At 54.7% G+C, this 20,769-nt stretch carries 20 protein-coding genes and 1 tRNA gene; 2 read left to right on the forward strand and 19 right to left on the reverse strand.

Translation table 11 applies throughout. The features are described 5' to 3' along the window. Positions 1–110: 110 nt before the first annotated feature. The 14 genes from ACKQTC_RS07540 to cysK all read right to left on the reverse strand — a co-directional run bounded on the left by ACKQTC_RS07540 (position 111) and on the right by cysK (position 14,103). On the reverse strand, positions 111–1,058 hold the full coding sequence (locus tag ACKQTC_RS07540) for an NAD(P)-dependent oxidoreductase (RefSeq protein ID WP_408977833.1): 948 nt from the start codon (positions 1,056–1,058) through the stop codon (positions 111–113). A 60-nt stretch (positions 1,059–1,118) separates the two neighbouring features. Then, positions 1,119–1,784 carry an HAD family hydrolase gene (locus ACKQTC_RS07545; protein ID WP_408977834.1) on the reverse strand — a complete coding sequence of 222 codons (666 nt, stop codon included), beginning with the start codon at positions 1,782–1,784 and terminating at the stop codon, positions 1,119–1,121. A gap of 13 nt (positions 1,785–1,797) precedes the next feature. Beyond that, positions 1,798–2,052, reverse strand: a complete 255-nt coding sequence (locus tag ACKQTC_RS07550) for a GlsB/YeaQ/YmgE family stress response membrane protein (protein WP_408977835.1) — start codon at positions 2,050–2,052, stop codon at positions 1,798–1,800. Positions 2,053–2,210: 158 nt separating this feature from the next. Continuing rightward, positions 2,211–3,635: a DHA2 family efflux MFS transporter permease subunit gene (locus ACKQTC_RS07555; RefSeq protein WP_408977836.1), complete on the reverse strand. Its 1,425-nt coding sequence runs from the start codon at positions 3,633–3,635 to the stop codon at positions 2,211–2,213. A gap of 1 nt (position 3,636) precedes the next feature. Then, positions 3,637–4,473: a peptide chain release factor N(5)-glutamine methyltransferase gene (prmC, locus tag ACKQTC_RS07560; RefSeq protein WP_408977837.1), complete on the reverse strand. Its 837-nt coding sequence runs from the start codon at positions 4,471–4,473 to the stop codon at positions 3,637–3,639. Beyond that, on the reverse strand, positions 4,460–5,539 hold the full coding sequence (gene prfA / locus ACKQTC_RS07565; protein ID WP_408977838.1) for a peptide chain release factor 1: 1,080 nt from the start codon (positions 5,537–5,539) through the stop codon (positions 4,460–4,462). The genes prmC and prfA overlap by 14 nt, the downstream gene beginning before the upstream one ends. Before the next feature lie 92 nt (positions 5,540–5,631). Beyond that, on the reverse strand, positions 5,632–7,098 hold the full coding sequence (locus ACKQTC_RS07570; protein ID WP_408977839.1) for a hypothetical protein: 1,467 nt from the start codon (positions 7,096–7,098) through the stop codon (positions 5,632–5,634). Then, a complete protein-coding gene (locus tag ACKQTC_RS07575; RefSeq protein WP_408977840.1) occupies positions 7,095–7,727 on the reverse strand; it encodes a GNAT family N-acetyltransferase in 633 nt (210 codons plus the stop codon). Before ACKQTC_RS07575 ends, ACKQTC_RS07570 begins: the two co-directional genes overlap by 4 nt. 23 nt (positions 7,728–7,750) lie before the next feature. Further along, a complete protein-coding gene (locus ACKQTC_RS07580; RefSeq protein ID WP_408977841.1) occupies positions 7,751–8,677 on the reverse strand; it encodes a DUF1385 domain-containing protein in 927 nt (308 codons plus the stop codon). Between the two features lie 22 nt (positions 8,678–8,699). Next, on the reverse strand, positions 8,700–10,589 hold the full coding sequence (locus tag ACKQTC_RS07585; RefSeq protein WP_408977842.1) for an FAD-dependent oxidoreductase: 1,890 nt from the start codon (positions 10,587–10,589) through the stop codon (positions 8,700–8,702). Further along, the gene (gene cuyB, locus ACKQTC_RS07590; protein ID WP_408977843.1) at positions 10,586–11,326 is read right to left on the reverse strand and encodes a cysteate racemase; all 741 of its coding nucleotides are present in this window, start codon (positions 11,324–11,326) and stop codon (positions 10,586–10,588) included. The genes ACKQTC_RS07585 and cuyB overlap by 4 nt, the downstream gene beginning before the upstream one ends. 137 nt (positions 11,327–11,463) lie before the next feature. Then, complete coding sequence (gene nifU, locus ACKQTC_RS07595) at positions 11,464–11,907, reverse strand: Fe-S cluster assembly scaffold protein NifU (protein ID WP_458295186.1); 444 nt, start codon at positions 11,905–11,907, stop codon at positions 11,464–11,466. 43 nt (positions 11,908–11,950) lie between these two features. Next, complete coding sequence (nifS, locus tag ACKQTC_RS07600; protein ID WP_408977844.1) at positions 11,951–13,156, reverse strand: cysteine desulfurase NifS; 1,206 nt, start codon at positions 13,154–13,156, stop codon at positions 11,951–11,953. After that, the gene (gene cysK, locus ACKQTC_RS07605; RefSeq protein WP_408977845.1) at positions 13,156–14,103 is read right to left on the reverse strand and encodes a cysteine synthase A; all 948 of its coding nucleotides are present in this window, start codon (positions 14,101–14,103) and stop codon (positions 13,156–13,158) included. The genes nifS and cysK overlap by 1 nt, the downstream gene beginning before the upstream one ends. Positions 14,104–14,280: 177 nt before the next feature. On the opposite strand from cysK, the gene ACKQTC_RS07610 reads away from it, so the two are divergent. After that, positions 14,281–15,627, forward strand: a complete 1,347-nt coding sequence (locus ACKQTC_RS07610; RefSeq protein ID WP_408977846.1) for an aminotransferase-like domain-containing protein — start codon at positions 14,281–14,283, stop codon at positions 15,625–15,627. On the opposite strand, the gene rarD is transcribed toward ACKQTC_RS07610, so the two are convergent. From rarD to ACKQTC_RS07625, 3 genes are all read right to left on the reverse strand, one after another. Further along, positions 15,617–16,495, reverse strand: coding sequence for an EamA family transporter RarD (gene rarD, locus ACKQTC_RS07615; protein WP_408977847.1), 879 nt, complete (start codon positions 16,493–16,495; stop codon positions 15,617–15,619). The two genes, ACKQTC_RS07610 and rarD, sit on opposite strands and share 11 nt — an antisense overlap. Before the next feature lie 121 nt (positions 16,496–16,616). Then, positions 16,617–16,817 (reverse strand): CsbD family protein, encoded by a 201-nt coding sequence (locus tag ACKQTC_RS07620; RefSeq protein ID WP_408977848.1) that lies wholly within the window; start codon positions 16,815–16,817, stop codon positions 16,617–16,619. Positions 16,818–16,886: 69 nt separating this feature from the next. Continuing rightward, entirely contained in the window at positions 16,887–17,507 is a 621-nt protein-coding gene (locus tag ACKQTC_RS07625) for a flavodoxin family protein (RefSeq protein WP_408977849.1), read from the reverse strand. A gap of 220 nt (positions 17,508–17,727) precedes the next feature. Between ACKQTC_RS07625 and ACKQTC_RS07630 the strand changes: the two genes are divergently transcribed. Further along, entirely contained in the window at positions 17,728–19,272 is a 1,545-nt protein-coding gene (locus tag ACKQTC_RS07630) for an S-layer homology domain-containing protein (protein WP_408977850.1), read from the forward strand. Between the two features lie 86 nt (positions 19,273–19,358). Here the strand turns inward: ACKQTC_RS07630 and ACKQTC_RS07635 are convergent, their stop codons facing one another. Then, on the reverse strand, positions 19,359–20,501 hold the full coding sequence (locus tag ACKQTC_RS07635; protein ID WP_408977851.1) for a pyridoxal-phosphate-dependent aminotransferase family protein: 1,143 nt from the start codon (positions 20,499–20,501) through the stop codon (positions 19,359–19,361). 164 nt (positions 20,502–20,665) lie between these two features. Then, positions 20,666–20,739 (reverse strand) — tRNA-Ile (locus tag ACKQTC_RS07640). Positions 20,740–20,769: the final 30 nt, after the last annotated feature.

Raw genomic sequence — 20,769 nt, forward strand, 5'->3', positions numbered from 1 at the left:
CCCCGGAGCGTATGTTCCGAACGTTTTTTCCCAACAAAAAAGCCGACCTATAGCGGTCGGCTAAATCATAAACCCAGTTTATGAATATCTATTTGTTAATTTTATTAAACTTACACGACAACGTTCTCAGGCTTGCCGGCCAGGAAGGCGGCAATGTTACCAAAAACGATATGGGCCCGTTTAACAAAGGCTTCATCTGTCGCAAAGGCCACGTGGGGCGTCAGAAGGGTATTGGGGGTATCGAAGAGGGGGTTGTCTGCTGCCAAGGGCGGCTCGGTATAGAAGACATCCACCGCTGCCCCAGCAATGGACTGGTCTTTTAGGGCCTTGGCCAGGGCATCAATATCAACAATCGGACCCCGGGCACAGTTGATGAGGATGGCGGTATCCTTCATCTTGGCCAGCTCATCTGCCCCGATAAAGCCCTTGGTATCGGCATTGCTCGGCAGGTGGATGGAGACCACATCACTTTCCTTGAGCAGGGTATCCAGGTCTACAAATTCGCAGTTCGGCACCTCTTTTTTGCTCCGGTTAAAGGCCAGGACCCGGCAACCGAAGGCATTGGCCACCTTGATGACTTGCTGGCCAATGGCCCCGGCCCCGATGACCCCAAAGGTAAGGGCGGACAGTTCCTGGCCCACCAGGCCATCCTTGGTCCCGCCTTGGCGCACTGCTTGGTCACATTCCCGGATATTCCGCAGGAGAGTGATGACCATCCCGAAGACCAGGTCTGTGACCGCTTCATTGGAGTAGCCGGAGGCATTACAAACAGTCACGCCGCGTTCTTTAAAGACATCAACAGGGATGTGGTCAAAGCCGGTGAAGGCCACCGCTAGGAGCTCAATTTTTTCCAGGCTCCGGGCAACCTTTTCGCTCATCGGCTGGTTGGCAATCACGACGATTTCCGCATCTTTCGCCCGTTCGATCATTTCCTCATCACTTTGTGCCCGTTGGTCATAGAGCACCAGGTCAGCTTGTCCGCCCAGCTTTTCATCAACCAGCTGGTGGAGCAGGTCATCCGGCACAGCCAAGGGCTCTAACACAACTATTTTTTTCATACGATCACCTTTCTTCCTTGAGGATTGAATTAACTAAAATATACATCAATTCTGTCGTTTTTACAAGCTGACCTCCCCAGCCAGGAGCCGGGCCAAGAGTTCAGCCGGTTCATCTAAGAAAAGGCCAGCCCCGGCCTCTTTTAAGGCTTCTTCAGACCGGAAACCCCAAAGGCAAAAGGCCCCAGCGACCTGGGCCTGCCGGCAGGTAGCCACATCCACTTCCGAGTCGCCAATATAACAAATCTCTTCCGGATCCAGTCCCATATCACCGGCCATTTTTAAAAGTGTAGTCGGGTCCGGTTTACGAGGGTTCTCCTCCTTATGTCCCAGGATATAGGAAAAGGTATCCGGGAAAAAGTGGCGGACCAGGGTCTCCGTTGCCCTGTGGGGTTTATTGCTCAAAACCCCCAGGTGATAGCCGGAAAGGGCCAGGGTTTCCAGTAGATCAACGATACCCGGATATGGCCGGGTCTTTTGGATCAGGTTTTCCGTATAGTGGGCCATAAAGGCCTCATGCACCTGACCAAGGGTTGCTGAGTCGGTTCCGGCCGGGACGGCCTGGCGGATTAAATTGCCCACGCCATTCCCAACAAAATGGCGCACCTCTTCACGGCTGCGCTCCGGAAAATAGAAATCTCGCAGAGCGGCATTCACCCCATCTGCGAGATCATCTAGTGTATCCAGAAGCGTCCCGTCAAGATCAAAAATGATGCCTTTGATCGACATATGACACCTCTTTTTATTTTCTTCCTTGAATCTTACCTACAACAAAGAGCAGGACAACAGCCCCTAAGACAGCGGTCCCGATGGTCGGTAAGTTAATCCCGGTGATTTGACCATGGCCGATGAAGGATAGCAGGAAACCACCAATAAAGGCCCCGACAATGCCGACACCGATATTGGCTAAGGCACCCATTTGTGCGTTTTTACCCATGATGATGCTGGCAAGCCAACCGGCTAAGGCACCAACGATTAACCAAGAAATAATTCCCATAGTAAAGCCTCCTTTTCATATATACATCAATCAGTCCTGTCTTATATATAACCGCGATCAGCTACTTTTTAAACAGGAATGCCCAAAAGCAGCGGCAAATAAAAAGTCGCCCTGCCTTTGCCGGCATCAACCGGGTTCGGAAAGGGGCGACAGCTTTTTTACATATCCTTGGGATGGAGCCGCTTGAGTTTCAGAGATAAAACAAGGCCAATAATACAGGTCAGCCCAGAGGATAGAAAGACGGCATCGACCCCCATAAGGGTAGCGCCTTCAGTAGACATGGTGGCCGCAAAATAAGCCGTTACCTTTTCATACATCAGGGTGAAGACAGACAAGGAAAGGCCGGTGATCATGAGCTTAATCCAGTTGATTAAGGTGGACCCATCATCGCTCTTTTCTCTGGGCAGTTCACGCATCCCATGGTCGGTAATGGGCATGCCCAGGAGGCCGATGCCCAGGTAGCGGAAGCAGAAAAAGACCATAGCCAGGACAAGTGGGGTTGTCAATTGTAAAAAGCCCAGGGTGATGCTCCCGGCACACAGAGCCACCCAGCCCAAGATAATAACGGTTTTGGAAGGCATCCGGTCATACATGGCCTGGGCTACAGGGGCCCCGCCAACTGAAAATATAGCGGGAATCAGGAGCAGGAGACCCATGGTCAGCGGGCTGTAGCCTTTGACCATCTGGAAGTAGATGGAAAAGATAAAGGGCCCCAGGGCCAGCCCCATGGACAGGAGCCCGTTGCTGACCAGGGTCAGGGTGTACTCCCGGTTGCGCATGACAGTGAAGTCCAGGACCGGGTTGGTCAGGTGGAGTTGCCGGTGGACAAAGCAGAAGACAAAGAAGCTCCCCCCAACCAGCATCCCCAGGACAATCGGTGAAGTAAAGCCCAAGTTGGTGGCCAGGCTAAAGGACAAGAGGACCGGCAGACAACCCACAGCCACAAAGGCAAAGCTGAGCCAGTCAATCCGTTCCGTCGTATGGGCCTCTTCCTTGGGCAGGTAGGCCAGGGATAGGTAAATGGCCAGGATGCCCAGGGGGACGTTAAACCAGAAAATCCACTTCCAGGTGGCAGCGGCCAAAATCAAGCCGGCAATAACCGGGCCCAGGGCCGGCCCCAGGGACAGACTCATATTTTGGATGGTTAAGTATAAGGACTGTCTATGGCGAGGGATGTAGCTGTAGATAATGATCATCGTCGTCGGAATTAAGGCAACTCCGGCCAGACCTTGAAGTCCCCGGACAATGATGAGCAGGTAGATATTCGGGGCCAGGCCCGACAGGATGGATAGGACCACATAGGCCCCCATGCTCATAATAAAATAGTTTTTAAGGGTAAAGAGCCGGGTAAAATAACCGGCCAGGGGGCTGACAACCCCCATCACTACGGTGTAACCAATACTAATCCACTGGACCAGGGTCACTGAGGTATTAAACTCCTGTATAAAGCGGGGAACAGCCACATTGACAGATGATACATTGAAGAGGGCCAGGAAGGCTGCAATGATGATAATGGCCCCCATGGCCCGCTCCTGCTTCCGCCGCTCTAAGGCGGCTTCGGTTGGCGTTTGCGCCACTGACATCTTACCTCTCCTTTCTTCCTAGGACCACGCGATCGTGGCCTTGCCAATCATAATGGATGACCAGGTCTTGAAAGCCTGCCTGGTGAAATAAGCGAACCACATCCTCCCCCTGGCCGGCCCCTATTTCACAGGCCATGTAGCCGCCGGGTCTGAGGTAGGCCGGGCCCTCTTGGGCCAAGCGACGGTAAAAATCCAGGCCATCCTCCCCACCCCAGAGGGCCAGGTGGGGTTCCTGCCGGACTTCTGCCGGCAGGGTCTTCATATCTGCACTACTGATATAAGGGGGGTTGGCGGTGATGATATCAAAGGTCTGCCCCTGCCAGGGGGCAAAGAGGTCCCCTTCAGCAAAGGTAATCTCGACAGCCAGCCGCCGGGCATTGGCCCGGGCCTGGTCCAGGGCCTCGAGGCTGATATCCGAGGCAAAGGCCTCCCCGTCCGGACAGCGCCGGGCCAGGGCAATGGCCACCACCCCGCTACCAGTACATAGGTCCAACAGGCGGAAGGGCCCTTCAGGCACCAGGGCCAGGACCTGGTCAACCAGGATTTCCGTATCAAAGCGGGGAATTAAAACCCCTTCACCGACCTGTAAGGAAAAATCGGCAAAGGGGGCCTCCCCTAAAATATACTGCAGGGGCCGGTGGTCTAAAAGCTCCCGGACCCCCCTGGTAAAAACCTCCTCCTCGGCCGCTAGAGCCGGCTCATCCAGGTGGGCCAGGGCCAGGGCCCGGTCCATATCCCGGGCATGGACCATCAACCGCTCCACAGCCAGCCGCCGGTCCCGGCCGACTTGGGCCAGGGCCTCGTCAAATAAGCCTTGCCAGGTCTTAGGAGATGTCACGGGCAGCCTCATCTAATTGGCGGGCTTGGTTGGTGGAGACAAGGGCATCGATGAGTTCGTCTAATTCCCCATCCAAGACCTGGTCCAGCTTGTGGATGGTCAGGTTGATCCGGTGGTCGGTGATCCGCCCCTGGGGGAAGTTATAGGTCCGGATCCGTTCGCTGCGGTCCCCGGACCCAATCATGGACCGACGGGCTTCGGCTTCAGCCCCGTGTTGTTCAGCCATCATCTTTTCATACAGGCGGCTTTTGAGGACCTTAAGGGCCTTTTCCTTGTTCATCTGCTGGGACTTTTCATCCTGGCAGCTGACCACAATGCCGCTAGGCTCGTGGGTAACCCGGACGGCGCTCTGGGTGGTGTTGACACTCTGCCCCCCGGGGCCGGAGGAACAAAAGACGTCTACCCGGACATCGTTCATGTCCAGGTCCACTTCTACGTCCTCTGCTTCAGGCAGGACAGCGACCGTTGCAGCACTGGTATGGATGCGGCCACCGCTTTCTGTGGCCGGGACCCGTTGGACCCGGTGGACGCCGCCTTCAAATTTTAATTTTGAATAGGCCCCCTTGCCCACAATCATAAAGGTGATTTCCTTGTAGCCGCCGCCATCAGTGGCATTGGAGTTCATGATGTCGACTTTCCAGCCGCAGTCTTCGGCATACCGGGCATACATCCGGAAGAGATCGCTGGCAAAGAGGGCGGCCTCGTCCCCGCCGGTGCCGGCCCGGACTTCCATAATGACATTCCGTTCATCATTGGGGTCCTTGGGCAGGAGCAGGAGGTTGATTTTTTCCTCCAGGGCTGCAATCCGGTCGTTGAGTTCGTGTAGCTCTTCCTTGGCCATGTCCACCATATCCTGGTCATCTTCGGCTTCGATGATTTCCTTGGTATCCTCTTTTTCCTGTAAAAGGCCGCTGTATTCACGCCAGGCCATGACCACGTCTTCCAGGTCTGCCCGGGCCTTGGCCGTTTTACGAAACTCTTCTTGATTGGAAAGTAGGGCCGGGTCAGCCATGGCCTGGTTCAATTCTTCAAAGCGTTTATCTAATGCGGGAAGTTGTTCAAACATGGGCTTCCTCCTTTAAGGTCGTATGTACAAAATAATGCCCCTGGCAACCAGGGGCATATATATTTTACGCTTATCCCAGCAAATGTGCAAGCCTAGCCTTGGTAGGTCTCGAGGAGGGTCTTAATTTCCTCAACATGGTCTTGGAGGAAGGGCTCCCAGGACTGGCCGGAAGCCTTTTGCCGACGAATCAGGTCTTGGAGGAAGGCTTCCAGGTTTTTTAGGGCAATGGCGCCAATATTTTGGCCCAGGGTAAAGCCCCCCTGGCCATCCGTGGCTGAACCGCCGACAACCACCTCAAAGATATCGTTGGCGAAATCCGTATGGTCAGACTTCTTCCCCCAAAAGGCCAAGGGACGGACTTGGTGACCGGAGCAAGAGTTCATGCAGCCGGAAATCCCCATCTTGGGTAAGTCGTCCGGGTCAAACTTGTTCAGAATGTCATTGACGGCCGAATTGTGGGCCAGGCCAAAGCGGCAGAGGTCTGCCCCGACACAGGCAATCCGATTCTGCTGGTCGCCAACGGCATGGGCCGCCATATAAGGGGCCATCATATCCAAAAGGGCCAGGGCGTCGTCCCCGGCTAAGTCGCGGACGACCACTTCCTGCTCTGCAGACAGGGCCAGTTCCGGCCGGTATTCCAGGTAGTTTACGAACTTATCCAGGGTCTGGACGAAGTCGACCGGGACAATACCGGCAGGCACCGGCAGGTAGACGCTGTAAATGCCTTCAAACCGGGTCGGGACCATGTTGGGATGGGTCCGGTCAGCCAGTTCTCCCCAGTCTCTCTTGCGGAGGGCATCCTTGGGCAGGCCGGCAATGTCCTTGGCCTTGACCTGGTCATAGGCCCTCTGGAAGACGGTGATAAAGCCTTCTTCACCGAGCTCACGGATTTTAAACCGCATCCGTTTTTTGCCAATCTTGCTATCGGCAAAGAGGTCGATAAAGACCTGGGCGTAGGCCTCCATGGCCCGTAACACATCCTTGGCCGGGATAAAGTCTAATAGGGTAACGGCCAGGCGGGGCATGGCCCCCAGGCTTCCGCCGCCCAGAACGGTAAAGCCCGCTTCACCGGCCTCATTCCGTCTGGCGATAAAGCCAATATCGGCGTAAGAAATCGAGGCCAGGGCATCCGGGGCAGAGGTCATAGAGGGCTTTAACTTTCCGGGCACCTGGGCGGACCGGCCCAGACCACTGCTCTGCCATTCACTGATGGCCAGGGCATAGGGGTAAACGTCAAAGGCCTCGTCCTGGCGCAGACCCGAATCCGGGTTGATGACCACATCGCCTTTTTTACCGACGGGCTGGAAACCGGCCTGGCTGACTTCCTCCAGGAGACTTTCCGCTAAAACCGGGTCGGCACCATACAGGCGGGCGTTCTGCCGGGTGGTGATCCGTAGGTCCAGGTCCGGGTGTTTGTCTAAAATTTGTCTTAAAGTATGCCACTGGGTCACCGACAGGCGACCGGCGGGCAGGTGGGCCCTGACCACCACATGTTTGGCATCCCTTGCCCAGTAGCTGCCTGCCGGGGTTGCTTCGTCATACTTATTTTGTGAACTCATGTCATCCTCCTTGCCGATTTCCGTTCCAACTCATTGATGAATTTTTTTGTTGCTACCGTCAGCGTTTCCTCTAGGGCTTCCGGCTTAACTTTATGAAGGGGTAAAAAGGGTGGCGGCGGAATCGGGTGGTCGCCAATATCCTTTTCAAATAGCATGAGGTCCAACCAGGCCCCCCGCTTGTAAGCCACCTTGGAATAAGTGGCGATGGGGCTAAAGCCCATACCCAGGTGGAGGCCGGCGCTGGGCTCATTATCCCGGACAATCATACCATAAACGGTCTGCACATGCTGGTAGTCCAACAATTGAATGACGGTGCCGTACAAGAGCTTACCCAGGCCGTAACCGGACCAGTCTTCATCTAGATAAATAGACAGCTCGGCGCTCCAATCGTAGGCCGGACGGGCCCGATACCTGTGCGCATAGGCATAGCCACACAGGTCATCCCCCACCTCGGCCACGACAAAGGGATATTTTTCAAGGACGTCGGCAACCCGGGTGCGGAAGGCCTCCGGCGTCGGGACCTCTGCCTCCGTTGTCAGCCAGGTCATGCTGATATAGGGGCGGTATATGTCCAGTAGGGCTTCCGCATCTTCTACGGTCGCCAACCGAATATGGGCCATATCTTTCATGGGCCGGTAATCTCCTTTCACCCTTAATGTTGTGCGGCAAGATAGGTCATCTGAGTAAAGGGCACCGGCTCTTGGTCTTTTTCGGCTAAGCGGACTTTTTCCAAGGCCACCAGGGCCACTTCCAGCATATCTTCATCCGGTTCAGCGGTGGTCATCCGCTGAATCTGCATACCCGGCCAGGCAATGAGGCGGACGATTGGCCGGTCCATATGCCGGCCGGTCCACTTGAGGATTTCATAACTCACCCCTGCAATGACCGGTAGCAAAAGTACCCGGGAAAAGAGCCGTAAGAGGATATTATCCACGCCGGTAAAGGAAAATACGAAAATACTCACGACCATAACGATAAAGAGAAAGCTGGTCCCGCACCGGGGGTGGAGCCGGGAAAAGCGCCGGGCTGAAGCCGGCGCCAGCGGGGCCCCCTTCTCATAACAGTGGATGCTCTTGTGTTCAGCACCATGGTATTGGAAGACCCGGTGAATATCGGGCATTTGTGCGATTAGGCAAATATAGAGGAGAAAAATCCCAACCCGCAGGACCCCTTCAAGGAGGTTCTGGGCCAGGACCCCGGAAATCCAAGGGCCGGCGGCATGGGCCAAAAGCACCGGTAGCAGGAAGAAAATCCCAATCGATAATAGAAGGGACATGAGGACGGTTAAGGCCATTTGCCAGGGCTTGACCGCCTCTTCTTCGGCATCCATCCCCCCGCTTAAGTTTACATTCGTTGACCAGCTCAAGGCCTTCATGCCAACGACCAGGGATTCAACCATGTTGACGCTTCCCCGGATGAAAGGCAGGCGCAAAATCGGGTGCGCCTCTCCCCAGGGGGTAAAGGGCGTTACCAGGCTTTCTATCCGCCCATCATCTAGGCGCACAGCCATGGCCTGGTGGTGCTTGCCCCGCATCATCACGCCTTCTATGAGCGCTTGTCCACCATAAGATTTATGCATAAGCGCCTCCTTTACAAATCATTTATTCAACACCGATTAATTGTTGGGCACCCGGCAGGGTCCGCCCCCATTGGTAAAAATTTGCGACCAATTGGGTGGCCTCAGCCCCCTGGGGCTGTTTTTCCGGTTCGGAGAAATAGGCCGCCAGGTCTTGGGTTAAGATGCCCTTTTCCATCAGGTAGTGGCGGTAGGTTTGGAAGTCATCCGGCAGCTTCCGCCCTTCTAATTCGGCGGCCGCCCGGGCCATGGTCCCGATCACTTGGCGAACCGGTGGGTTGTCGTTCACTAAAACAGCCGGGTCCGGCGGGAAGCCGAGCTTGCGCAGGGACCCGTTGATCATATTCTGATAGCGGTTTTTACTTAAAAGGTCATCCAGTTTGTAGTTGTTGTCATAGCCCCCGTCTAAAAAGCCCATGCTGCGCAGGGTCTTGACCCCCGGATAGGCCCAGTGGTCCATGACGGCTTCTCGGGTCTGCACATGGTTGAGGTTGGCCCCCTGGTCCTTGAGGCGGGTCTGTACCTCTTTCATGCCAGCGTCATCATAGCAGAGGGCCCGTGGGCTCATGCCCCGTTCCCGGGCCACTGCTGCGGCAACCCCGGCCCCCTGGGCACAGGCCATCCCGGTCGGTACAATCCGGGCACTGCCGGCAGCCATGGACCGGAAGCCGGCACTCCGGCCGACGACAAACAGCTGGTCAACATTTTTCGGCACCAGGGACCTGAGACCAATGGCGTACTGGTCCGGGAAGCCGATGACGGTGCCGAATTTTTGCGCCTTGGTCGGCTGGACGTCTACCGGGTAATTACTCACGGCAACCATATCCGGCTGGGGCCTGTTTTCCAGGACATCGTCAATGGTCAGCATGTATTCAGCTTCAATGTGACGGCTCTCCCGGACATAGAGGTCTCGGGCGGTGTTGGCCAACTCAGCCTTTTCAAAGCCGACACAGGTTTCCCGTAAATAGGGAACGATTTTTTCCAGTTCCTTCTGCCCCCGGGCGATGCCATCGGCCCGGCTGGCCGGGTCCAAGGGGTTAACATCAAAGAGAATCAGGGCATTAAAGAGGACGGTCCCGTCGCTTTGCCGACTCATGTTAAAGCCCCGCAGGCGGACAGCATCATTGCTCGGTTCATAGCCATAGCCTTCACGGGTGTAGCCCCAGGCAATGTTATCCTTGGCCCCCATATCCGTTGACCCCTTGCCAACCTCGCCCTTGGCCCGTTGGACCGTTAAATGGCGGACAATTTTATCCCAATCGAGCCCCTTGAGACCGAAAACCAGGGTAACCCCCATTTCCCGGTCTTTTTCACCGATGTCTTCCCCGGCATAGGTGTAGGGGGCCCCGGTCGCTGCGGCCAGGTCGGCATCAGTGGTGGCGTCAATCATCACATCGCCCCGGTAGGCCTTCTCGGCCCCATCTTCAGTGACGATGACCCCGCGCAGGGTATTCCCCTCCATGATAGGGCTCTTGAATTGGCTATTGACCCGCAGGGTAATATTGTCCTCGGCCTTGACCATATCAAAGAAAACCTGGCAGGCCTTATCAATATCAAAGCCTGACCCGCCAACAGCCTTGAAGAATTCATCATAAATCCCATGGACCAGCTGAGTGCCGTCTCTGGTTTCCGGCACATCGATAAAGTTTAATTCGCCATCGGTATAGAGGCCCCCCAGTTGATCTGAGGCACATAAGAGAAGGGTCTTCTGGCCATTGCGGGCAGCCGAAATAGCGGCCGCAATCCCTTCCGGGTCCCCACCGACAACGATGACATCATATTGGTCAGCGACCTTTTCCGCATTGGTGATGGTCGGACGCTCGACTGTTTCTGTACTCTTCTGTCCTGTGCTGCACCCGGTCAGGCCTAAGGCAAAAATGACAACCAGGCAGAGCAAATGCCTCCATTTTTTCATCTACACTTGACTCCTTTCACACGCAAGGCGGCAGCGGTCATGGGTTTTCCACTGCGACGTACCGTCTCTAATGCCAGGACGTCAATTGAATCAATGACATCTTCATCCGGCAGGGCGAGGTCGCGTTTTAAAACAGACAACTCGGTGCAGCCTAAAACAAGGCAATTGGCCCCCTTTTGGCGCAGGTGGTTGGCTATTTCCTCAAAATCCGCCAGGGCCACCGGTCGGCCGGCTTTGACGCCCTGGTAAATCATGTCCATTAACTTTTTCTGCATGCCCGGGTCACAGGTGACCCAGCTGCAGCCACTTTCCTCGGCGGCCTTCTGGTAACTTTCCGTCATAATGGTACCATCTGTGGCCATAATCCCAATGCAAAGGGGATCCTGGGCCTCGCAGCTCGCATAGCGCAGGGTCTCCCGCACGATATTAACCACCGGGATGTCTACCGCTGATTGAATGTCTTCATAAAAATAATGAGCCGTATTACAGGGAATGACGATAAAACGGCAGCCCAGGGCAGCCATGTCCCGGGCATCCTCTATCATTAAGGGAAGGGGATCCTCAGATGAGGCCCCGGAAATATACGCCGTCCGGTCGCCAATGGTGCAGTGGTTAAAGATCATCATATTAATATGGCCCTGGTCGCAGTCGGCCTGGGTAAAGTCAATCACCCGTTCCATAAAATAAGCCGTTGCAGCCGGCCCTAAGCCACCAATAACACCTACAGCCTCACGCATGACATACCCCTCCTTAACGGTCTTTAAATTTTTATGCTCCCAATATTGTATAAGTGAGACCGCCTCTCGTCAAGCAAGGTAAAAAACGTCTTTTACCGCAAAAGGTAAAAGACGTTTTTGTATTCAGCTTTTTATCCTTAGTCTTCCTCAATGTGGTTGGTGGCTTCAATTTCTTCTTCAGTCATGAGCTTGCCAACCATGGCTTCGCCGTCTTGTCCCTGGCGGTTGTAGTAGTCAACCAGGGCTGCCTTAATGGCTTGTTCGGCTAAAACACTGCAGTGGATTTTATTGGCCGGTAGGCCACCCAGGGCTTCGACAACAGCATCATTGGATAACTTGATGGCTTCAGAGATGGGATGGTCCTTGACCATTTCAGTGGCCATAGAGCTGGTGGCAATGGCAGACCCACAACCAAAGGTTTCAAAGGAAATGTCCTTGATGATGTCATCTTCAATTTTAAGGTACATCTTCATGATATCGCCACACTTGGCGTTACCTACTTCGCCAATGGCATTGGCATCTTCAAGGGCGCCGACATTCCGGGGATTTCTGAAGTGATCCATAACTTTATCTGTATACAAGGTGAAGACTCCTCTCTTTAATTAAAGGCACTAATCTGATGGCTTATTTTTTAAGGTTATCATCTTCCATAATCATGCGCTGGTTTTCCTTATCCCAGACCGGGCTCATATTCCGCAGCCGTTCAATGATGGCCGGCACATGTTCTAAGATGTAATCGACTTCTTCATCGGTATTGTTTTCACTGACACTCAGACGTAAAGACCCGTGAGCAATGGCATGAGGCAGGCCCAGAGCCAAAAGCACGTGAGACGGATCCAGGGACCCTGAGGTGCAGGCCGACCCGCTGGAGGCGCAAATCCCGTAAGCATCCAGCATGAGCAGGATGGACTCCCCTTCAATCCCTTCGAAGGATACGTTCACATTCCCGGGCAGACGCGGATCCCGGGCCCCGTTTAACCGGGTGGCCGGAATGGCCAAGAGGCCTTCGATTAAGCGGTCGCGGAGCCGCCGGCAGTGGTCGGTATTTTTTTCCATGTTTTCCACTGCATCGGTAATGGCCTGGCCGAGGGCAACGATGAAGGCGGTATTTTCTGTCCCGCCCCGACGGCCTCTCTCTTGACCGCCACCGTGTAGGAGGTTAACCGGCATAATGCCCTTGCGAACATACAAAGCGCCAATTCCCTTGGGGGCATGGATTTTATGGCCGGACAGGGAGAGCATGTCAATCTTCTGGGCCTTGACATCAATGGGCACATGACCGACGGCTTGGACCGCATCGGTGTGCAGGATGACCTCTTTCTCATGGCAGACTTCGGCAATCTCGGGAATGGGGAAGATAGTCCCCACTTCGTTGTTGGCATACATGATACTGACCAAACCGGTTTCCGGCCGGATGGCATCCCGGACTTGCTCAGCGGTCACTAAGCCATCTTCATTTACCGGTAGGTAGGTGACATCGAAGCCCTGGCTTTCCAGAAATTGAGCGGTATGCAGGATGGCATGGTGCTCAATATTGGTCGTAATGATGTGGGTCTTATCCCTTTTTTTCATTTGGACCGCATAGCCCTTTAAGGCCCAGTTATCCGACTCTGTCCCACAAGAGGTAAAGAAGATTTCCCGAGGTTCACAATTTAAGGCCTTGGCCACTTGGTCACGGGCCTTAGCAATAGCGGCCTTGGGTTCTTCACTCACATGATAAAGGCTGGAAGGATTGCCGTATACCTCTTTTAAGTAAGGCATCATCGCTTCCAAAACGCTATCACTAACCGGAGTGGTTGCCGCATTATCTACATATATTGTCTTTGCCATTATTCCTCCACGCCCTTCCCTTGATCAAAAATATCACCCATTGATATATATCGGTTACCTGAATCCGGCAGCAGGGTCACAAGGGTCTGCCCCGGTTCTTTTCTTAAAATATCCCGGCAGGCGGTCAAGGCCGCGCCGGAGGATACCCCCGCAAACAGCCCTTCCGTTCTGGCCAAGAGACCAACCATGGCCAAGGCATCCTCGTCCGTCGCCTGATAAATATCATCAATGACGGACCGGTCCAAGGCGTCCGGGACAAAGCCGGCGCCAATGCCCTGAATCCGGTGGGTACCGGAGGGCTGGCCGGATAAGACAGCAGACCGGGCCGGTTCAACGGCAACGACCTTTAAGTTTTCCTGTCTTTCCTTTAAGTACTTGCCGACACCGGACAGGCTCCCGCCGGTGCCGACCCCGGCCACTAAAATATCCGGCTTAATCCGGGCTTCCTCCAGGGCTTCCCAAACTTCAGGGCCGGTGGTTTTATAGTGGATTTCGGGGTTCAAGGGGTTCGCGAACTGGCCGGCAATGATGGCCCCGTCCAGTTCTTTTTGCAGGGCTTCCGCTTTGGCGATGGCCCCCTTCATGCCTTCGGCACCTGGTGTCAGCACCAGGTCAGCACCATAAACCGCCATCATTTTACGACGCTCGATGCTCATGGTTTCCGGCATGACAATCACAACTTTATAACCTAAGCGGGCACCGACAGCCGCCAGGCCGATACCGGTGTTGCCGCTGGTGGGTTCAATAATGGTCCCACCGACCTTGAGTTGACCTGCCGCTTCGGCCCCGCGAATCATGGCCAGGGCAATGCGGTCCTTCATACTCCCGGTGGGGTTGAGAAATTCGGCCTTAGCAAGAATGGTGCCGTCTAAAGCCAATGCTTTCGTTAAAGCCGTCAAGGCGATCATGGGTGTATGACCAATCATATCTGTGACAGATTTAAACATAATTCTTCCCCTCTCTTCTATCTATATTTAGATATACGCCATAATTCCTAGTTCTAAACTAGGAATTAATTCTTTACACTAATTTTTTATACCCCAGCGGCTGATCTTTTATGCAGCCGCTTGTCTTTTATTTTTCAGCTTGCTACACTGGGCATACGTTCGAGAAAGGAGATGCCTATGGCGGGAAAATACCAAGAAATCATGAATAACCTGGAGGAGGCCATCCTATGCGGCCGCCTGGCCCCCGGGGACCGGCTGCCTTCAGAGCGGGACTTGGCCACCCTCTATCAGTGTCATCGGTCCACCGTCGCCCGCGCCCTAAGTGAACTCGTTGACCGTCGGCTCATTGAAAGAAAGGTCGGCAGTGGCAGCTTTGTCAGCCGGGGCAAGTGGAGCCTGGGCCTGCCCGACCGGATGCAGCGGTCAGCCTTTCCGGAAAGCCCCTACCAGCGCCAGGTCAAGGCCAGGTTGTCAGCCCAGCCGGAGGCCCCCTGGCGCCACCTGGAAGACGGGGACGCCCCCCTCTCCTGGCTGCCCCAGGGGTCCATCAAGTCCCTCTCCTGGGACAAGGTCTTTGACGCAGCCGCCGACGGGGATGTCATGGGGCTGACATCCTTGAGAGAAACCGTCGCCAAGGACCTCTACGCCCGCTACCATTGGCAGGTCTCCCCTGAAGAAATCCTCATTACCAGCGGGACCCAGCAGGCCATCTTCCTGGTCACCCACGGCTATTTGAACCCGGGGGACACGGTGGCCATTGAGGCGCCCTCCTACTTCTACCACCTGCCGATTTTTCAGGCAGCCGGCCTGCGGCTCATCCCCATTCATATGCAGAGCGAGGGACCCTCTATTGAGGACCTGGCCCAGGCGGTCCGCCACACCCGGATTAGCATGGTCTTTTTAAACCCCATCTTTCAAAATCCAACAGGCATCCACACCAGCCTCAAGCGGCGCAAGGAAATCCTCCACCTCTGCAACCGCTACCAGATTCCTATTTTTGAGGACGACGCCTCCGCCCAGCTCCCCTATGCCCGGGAAACGGAAAACCGCCCCATCAAGGCCCTATCCGGGGCCGACCAGATGTTTTACGCCGGGTCTATTTCCAAGTACATGGGGCCCACCATCCGGATAGGCTGGCTCATTGGCCCGCCCCATCTCATGCATGCCCTGGCCAACTTCCGCCGGGACATTGACGCCGGGCTCTCCGCCTTGCCCCAACACATCCTTCGGGACTATATTGCCCGGGACCTCAGCCTACAAATCGACCTCTTAAAAAAGCGGACCCGGACCGCCCTCAAGGCGGTCACCGGCTATATGCAGGCTAACTTTCCGAGTCTCCACCCGGTCGCCACCCAGGGCGGCTTCTACCTCTACTACCGCTGGCCCATAAAAAATCGGCCCCAGTACGAGGCCGTTCGTCAACAATTATTGGATGATTATATTATTATCGCCGAGGGACAGGCCTTCGGCGATGACCGCCCGGCCATGCGCCTCAACCTGACCCAGTTCCGGCCTATTTCTTAGCCGGCTGGCCATTGCGCCGCTTGAGCAAGGTGGAGACCACATAGCAGATAAGGCCGGCCCAGACAAAGAGAAAGGTCAGCCACTGGGCCTGGGAGATGACTTCCCCATAAAGGAGGGTCCCACACAGGAGCTGGAGGGTGGGGTTCACATACATGAGGATCCCGGCCAGGGTATAGTCTGTGCTGGCAATACCCGTTGAGTAAAAAAAGAGGGGCACTGCTGTCACAATCCCCGTGGTCGGGAGGAGGAACAGCTGCCAGAGGCTGGCATCTCCTGCCTGTCCCTTGGCAAACATGACCGTCACGAAAACCAGGAGGGGCAGGACATAGGGGGTCATCTCCACCGTTAGGGCAGAGATGGACTCACTGTGGCAGGTCTTCTTCAGGGCCCCATAGACTGCAAAGGAGAGGCCAATCACCAGGGCCAGCCAGGGCACCTGACCATAAGAAATAATGGAAATACCCACGCCTACAGTAGCCAGGATGACGCCGGCCCATTGCAGGCCGGTTAGCCGTTCCTTAAAGACCGTAAAGCCAATGACGATAGAAATAATCGGGTTTAAGTAATAAGCCAGGCTAGCGTCTACAATATGGTTGGTGTTCACCGCAATGATGTAAGACCCCCAGTTGATGAGCAAGACGCCCCCGGCAATAAAAAGCCGCCACATTTCTCGCCGGTCAACAAAAATAAGCTTGACCTGGTTGAGCTTTCTGAGGGCCGCCAGGATGACGAGACAAAGGATAAAGGACCAAATGGCCCGACTACCTAAATTGACATAAGCATTCACATCTGCAATCAGCTTCCAGTAAATGGGTAAAAAACCCCATAAGACATAACACAATAAAACCAATAAGGGTCCTCGCCGCATACGCCCCGCCTCCTTCTCTCATACCATCAGTATAAAAATGATGCCGGCCCCCTGTCAATGCAATAGAAAGAAAAACGCTTTGCCTTTTCGGCAAAGCGTTTTTACTGTTCAGGCAGAGCAATTACTTGTCCTCGCCCTTGACCTTGTCCAGCAGGTCATTGGCCTTAGCGGCTGCGCTATCTTTGAGCTTATTCAGCTTTTCTTCAGCCTCACCCTTGAGATGTTGGGCCTTTCCTTTGAGTTCAAGTTCTTCATCGCCTAGGCCTTGGCCAACCTTTTCCTTAGCTGCACCAATGCCTTGATCCAGTTTATCATTTGCCATATTAATCACTCCTTACTGACTACTTACCCAGCAAGGAGCAAAATATGCAGACCTCCGGCAGGGACCTGCCTACCTGCGCACAAAATTGGTAAAGATTTTGTCTTCAATTTGTGGCCGGCCATGGCCGACTTTTTCACCCGCCGCAATGCAGTTTAAAATCCAGGCCATGTTCTGCCCCAGGACCCGCATGGTCTGCAGGCCTTCAATATCAGACTCCATATCTTCCCGGACCAGGCCATGGACCATATTCCAGTATTGGCTGGCAATAATCGGCATATTTGAGATGGTGTAGAACTTATTCAACCGGTCAAAGCTGGCAGTGGCCCCACCCCGGCGGCAGCATACCACACTGGCGGCAGGCTTATAGGTTAAATGCCGGGTAGCGCTGCAAAAGAGCCGCTCCATAAAGGCCTGGATATTGCCTGTCGGGGCCCCGTAGTAGACCGGCGACCCAAAGATAAAGCCATCGGCCTCTTCAGCCAAGGCGGCAAAGGTATTGACCGTATCATCAAAGATGCACTGGCCGGTTTTTTTACAGGTCATGCAGGCGGTACAGCCCTTAACTGTTTTGCCTACCCAGAAAATTTCCGTTTCCAGGCCTTCCTTTTGCAGGGCCTTTTCCACCTCTTGCAGGGCCCGGTGGGTGCAGCCTTCCTTATTCGGTGAACCATTCACTAAAAGAACTTTCATTGTTACCTTCCTCCCTCCATATTGCCCTTTATTTTATGACCTACACCGTGAAATTTCAAGAAAAAGAAGGGTACCAGGGCGATGATTGGCCCGAATTGGATAAAGTTCTATTATTCTAAATCATTTTCCTTTTATGCAGTTGAAAATAAAATCCCAGCCCTTATAATGAATTTATATCTATATGTTTTATATGGATAATCCATAACTAAGGAGGTATTTTATGAAAAAAGTATGGCATACCTTATTGCAGGCCGGGTCCCTAACCCTGGCTCTCGTCCTGGTGCCCGGTAGTCTATGGGCCGCCAGCTACACAGATACTCCGGGCCACTGGGCCGTCCTGGGCATTGAAAAGGCTCAGAGCCTGGACTTGGTCAAGGGCTATGAAGACGGGGCCTTCCGGCCGGATGCAGACGTAACCCGGGCGGAATACATCACCTTCCTCAACCGCAGCTACGGGGTCCACAATATGACCCCCAGCCAAACAGCCACCGGCTACAGGGATGTGGCTGACCAGGCCTGGTACAAGGGTGAGATTGAAGCTGCCCAGGGCCTTGGCTATTTGACTCTATTTGATGGCGATAAGCTCCTCCCCGACCAGGCCATCAGCCGGGAAGAAGTGGCCCAGCTCACTTCCAGCCTCCTGGCCATCAAGGAAGAGGCTACTCAAAGCCAAGGACCCATCCCCTTCTCCGATGCCGGCGATATCTCCCCGGCCTGCCGGCCAGGGGTAGCAGACCTCCAAGCCCGGGGCTACCTGGGCGGCTATCCCGATGGCAGCTTCCGGCCGAAGGCCCCTGTCACCCGAGCTGAGGCCATCTCCATCTTACTCCGGGGCCTCAAGGAAGACCCGGTGGTCGCTCAAGCCAACCGGACCCTGGTCAGCGACCAAGACGGTAAGGCCTACCTCATCGACCGGGATAACCAGGCCCGGTTCAAGGCCATCCAAACCAAGGACAACCGGGTTAAGGTCAATGATAAGGCCTACCTGCTCAATGACGATGACAGCCTCGCCCTAGGCTGGGTCAAGCGCGATGGCCTAAGCTACTACGCCACAGCCGACCAGGGCCTGGCCCAAGGCTGGCAACAAATCGATGGCCAGACCTATTACTTCTCCCCCTATTCCTATGAACGGCTCGAAAACGGGGTCTTTTCTACCGGCTACAAGGCTCACTGGTTCAATAAGGATGGGGTTGTCTCCGACGGCAACCGGCCCGGCGGCCACAAGGGCAAGGCCATCTACTGGGCCCTGCCTGATGACCAGGACATGTCCAATAGCTGGCTCACCGCCCCTGATGCTGACCGCCGCTTCCTGGGCCAGGCGGTAGCCAACTATGCCGCTAAGCGGGAAGGGCTCCCCTTTAAGTGGTTCGGTTGTGACTTAAATGACCCCAGCGGTGTTTACTGCTGTGGCGCCGTTTACAGCGCTTATAAGGAACTCGGCATTGCCACCCTGCCCCCTTCAGCCAGCAATATCCAGGCCGACAAGGGCTACCGGATGGTCAAGGACCAATACCTCACCGCCCCGAACTATGGGGGCAAATACATTCCTTCCAGCTTTGCCGGCATGTGGCCGGGGGATGTGAGTTACGCCTACCATCCAGCCTATAACTACGGCTATAACCACGCCGCCATCTTCCTCGGCTTTAACAATGGCCGACCGATTGTGGCCCACGCCACCCTGGCAGACGGCTTTATTGTAGAGCCGGCAGATATTATCACCAATACCTGGGGCTATGTCTACCGGGATGGGATCCGGTTCGTCTAGGGCCCGGCAAGATTTCCAACACAAAAATCCGCCTCAACTTGCCGCTTAAGGCTAAGTTGAGGCGGATTTTTTCGCTTATGGGGCTCTTAGAATCGGTCATCGGCCAGAAAGGCCGTAAAGGTTTCCTCCAGAGACTGGTCCAGGGGATAGCCCAGGTCAGTAAAAGACTGGTCCAGGGCCGCAAAAAGAGCCCGGAAGTTATCCTCTGAAATATTATTGCCCATATGGCCAATCCGGAAAAGACGATCCGCCATAGGGCCGACCCCTTTTGAAATAAGGATATCCTTAGCCCGCATGGCATCCAGCAGCTGGCTGGCTGAAAGGCCTTCCGGCAGGCAAACGGCAGTTACAGTACTGGCAAAGTGGTCCAGGGCATAAAGAGACAGGCCAGAGGCCCTAACGGTTTCCCGGGTCAGGCGGGCATAGCGCGCATGGAGGCTCAGGTAATCCTGGGCCAGCAACCGGTCCAGGGCTTCATCCAGGGCAGCTGTCAGGTGTTCACTCATGGTATAAGGAAAAGCAAAGGCCGGGTCATCGTAGGCATAGTAATTCTTAAAGTTGAGGTAAAAAGACGGGACCTCTTTTTGCCGGTCGGCAATCTTTGCTTCAGCCCGCTTGGACAGGGTAACGAGAGCCAGGCCCGTCGGCGCGCTGAGGACCTTCTGGCTCCCACACAAGATACAGTCCAGGCCAAAGGCATCAAAGTCCACCTTTTCCCCACCAATGCCGGAAACACTGTCTACAATAGATAGGATCCCATACCGGTTCAAAAGCCCAGCCAAACCAGCCAGGTCATTAGTCACCCCTGTTGGCGTTTCACAGTGAACCATGGTGGCTAGAGCAAAATCATGGTCCTCTGCTAAAAAGGCCGCCAAGCGGTCCAGGTCCAGGCCATGCCGGTGGTCTTGGCTAAAGACAACCGGTTCGCCGCCAACAAAGCGAACATAGTCCGCAAAGCCTTGGCCATAGACCCCATTCGACAAAACCAGGACCCGGTCGCCAGGCTCAACCAGAGAGACCACTGCGCCCTCCAGGGCCACCATGGCTTCGCCAAGCATCATAAAAGTCGTCGCCTCAGTATTCAGCAAGCGCTGGTACTTTTTGATGACCTGCTGGTGGAAGGACAGGTAGGCCGGATCTAGGTCCGGGTTAGTCGAAGCCTGGGTCATCCGGTCAAGGACCGCCGGCGCAATCGCCGTCGGCCCGGCACATAAAATTCTTCTTGCCATAATCATCCTCCGTTATAGAAATACTCGTATATCCACTATAGCATAAGGGGCCTCTTTTGACCATGGCTGTGCAAGGGCCAGGCAAGGAACTGGCTGGCTGAAAGGGACAATAAGCAGCAAAAAAGACAATAAAAAAGAGAAGCCATCCTCTGATGACTTCTCTCTAGGCCTGAGTGGACTTGAACCACCGACCTCACGCTTATCAGGCGTGCGCTCTAACCAGCTGAGCTACAGGCCTAAACTAAACAGACCAAACAAGGTAAATATC

Origin of the sequence: Peptococcus simiae, assembly GCF_046097595.1 — a bacterium.
GTDB lineage: Bacteria > Bacillota > Peptococcia > Peptococcales > Peptococcaceae > Peptococcus > Peptococcus simiae.

Coding starts and splice junctions, on each gene's coding strand:
- ACKQTC_RS07540 (WP_408977833.1), bottom strand. CDS start 1,058: ATGAAAAAAATAGTTGTGTTAGAGCCCTTGGCTGTGCCGGATGACCTG.
- ACKQTC_RS07545 (WP_408977834.1), bottom strand. CDS start 1,784: ATGTCGATCAAAGGCATCATTTTTGATCTTGACGGGACGCTTCTGGAT.
- ACKQTC_RS07550 (WP_408977835.1), bottom strand. CDS start 2,052: ATGGGAATTATTTCTTGGTTAATCGTTGGTGCCTTAGCCGGTTGGCTT.
- ACKQTC_RS07555 (WP_408977836.1), bottom strand. CDS start 3,635: ATGTCAGTGGCGCAAACGCCAACCGAAGCCGCCTTAGAGCGGCGGAAG.
- prfA (WP_408977838.1), bottom strand. CDS start 5,539: ATGTTTGAACAACTTCCCGCATTAGATAAACGCTTTGAAGAATTGAAC.
- ACKQTC_RS07570 (WP_408977839.1), bottom strand. CDS start 7,098: ATGAGTTCACAAAATAAGTATGACGAAGCAACCCCGGCAGGCAGCTAC.
- ACKQTC_RS07575 (WP_408977840.1), bottom strand. CDS start 7,727: ATGAAAGATATGGCCCATATTCGGTTGGCGACCGTAGAAGATGCGGAA.
- ACKQTC_RS07580 (WP_408977841.1), bottom strand. CDS start 8,677: ATGCATAAATCTTATGGTGGACAAGCGCTCATAGAAGGCGTGATGATG.
- ACKQTC_RS07585 (WP_408977842.1), bottom strand. CDS start 10,589: ATGAAAAAATGGAGGCATTTGCTCTGCCTGGTTGTCATTTTTGCCTTA.
- cuyB (WP_408977843.1), bottom strand. CDS start 11,326: ATGCGTGAGGCTGTAGGTGTTATTGGTGGCTTAGGGCCGGCTGCAACG.
- nifS (WP_408977844.1), bottom strand. CDS start 13,156: ATGGCAAAGACAATATATGTAGATAATGCGGCAACCACTCCGGTTAGT.
- cysK (WP_408977845.1), bottom strand. CDS start 14,103: ATGTTTAAATCTGTCACAGATATGATTGGTCATACACCCATGATCGCC.
- ACKQTC_RS07610 (WP_408977846.1), top strand. CDS start 14,281: ATGGCGGGAAAATACCAAGAAATCATGAATAACCTGGAGGAGGCCATC.
- rarD (WP_408977847.1), bottom strand. CDS start 16,495: ATGCGGCGAGGACCCTTATTGGTTTTATTGTGTTATGTCTTATGGGGT.
- ACKQTC_RS07620 (WP_408977848.1), bottom strand. CDS start 16,817: ATGGCAAATGATAAACTGGATCAAGGCATTGGTGCAGCTAAGGAAAAG.
- ACKQTC_RS07625 (WP_408977849.1), bottom strand. CDS start 17,507: ATGAAAGTTCTTTTAGTGAATGGTTCACCGAATAAGGAAGGCTGCACC.
- ACKQTC_RS07630 (WP_408977850.1), top strand. CDS start 17,728: ATGAAAAAAGTATGGCATACCTTATTGCAGGCCGGGTCCCTAACCCTG.
- ACKQTC_RS07635 (WP_408977851.1), bottom strand. CDS start 20,501: ATGGCAAGAAGAATTTTATGTGCCGGGCCGACGGCGATTGCGCCGGCG.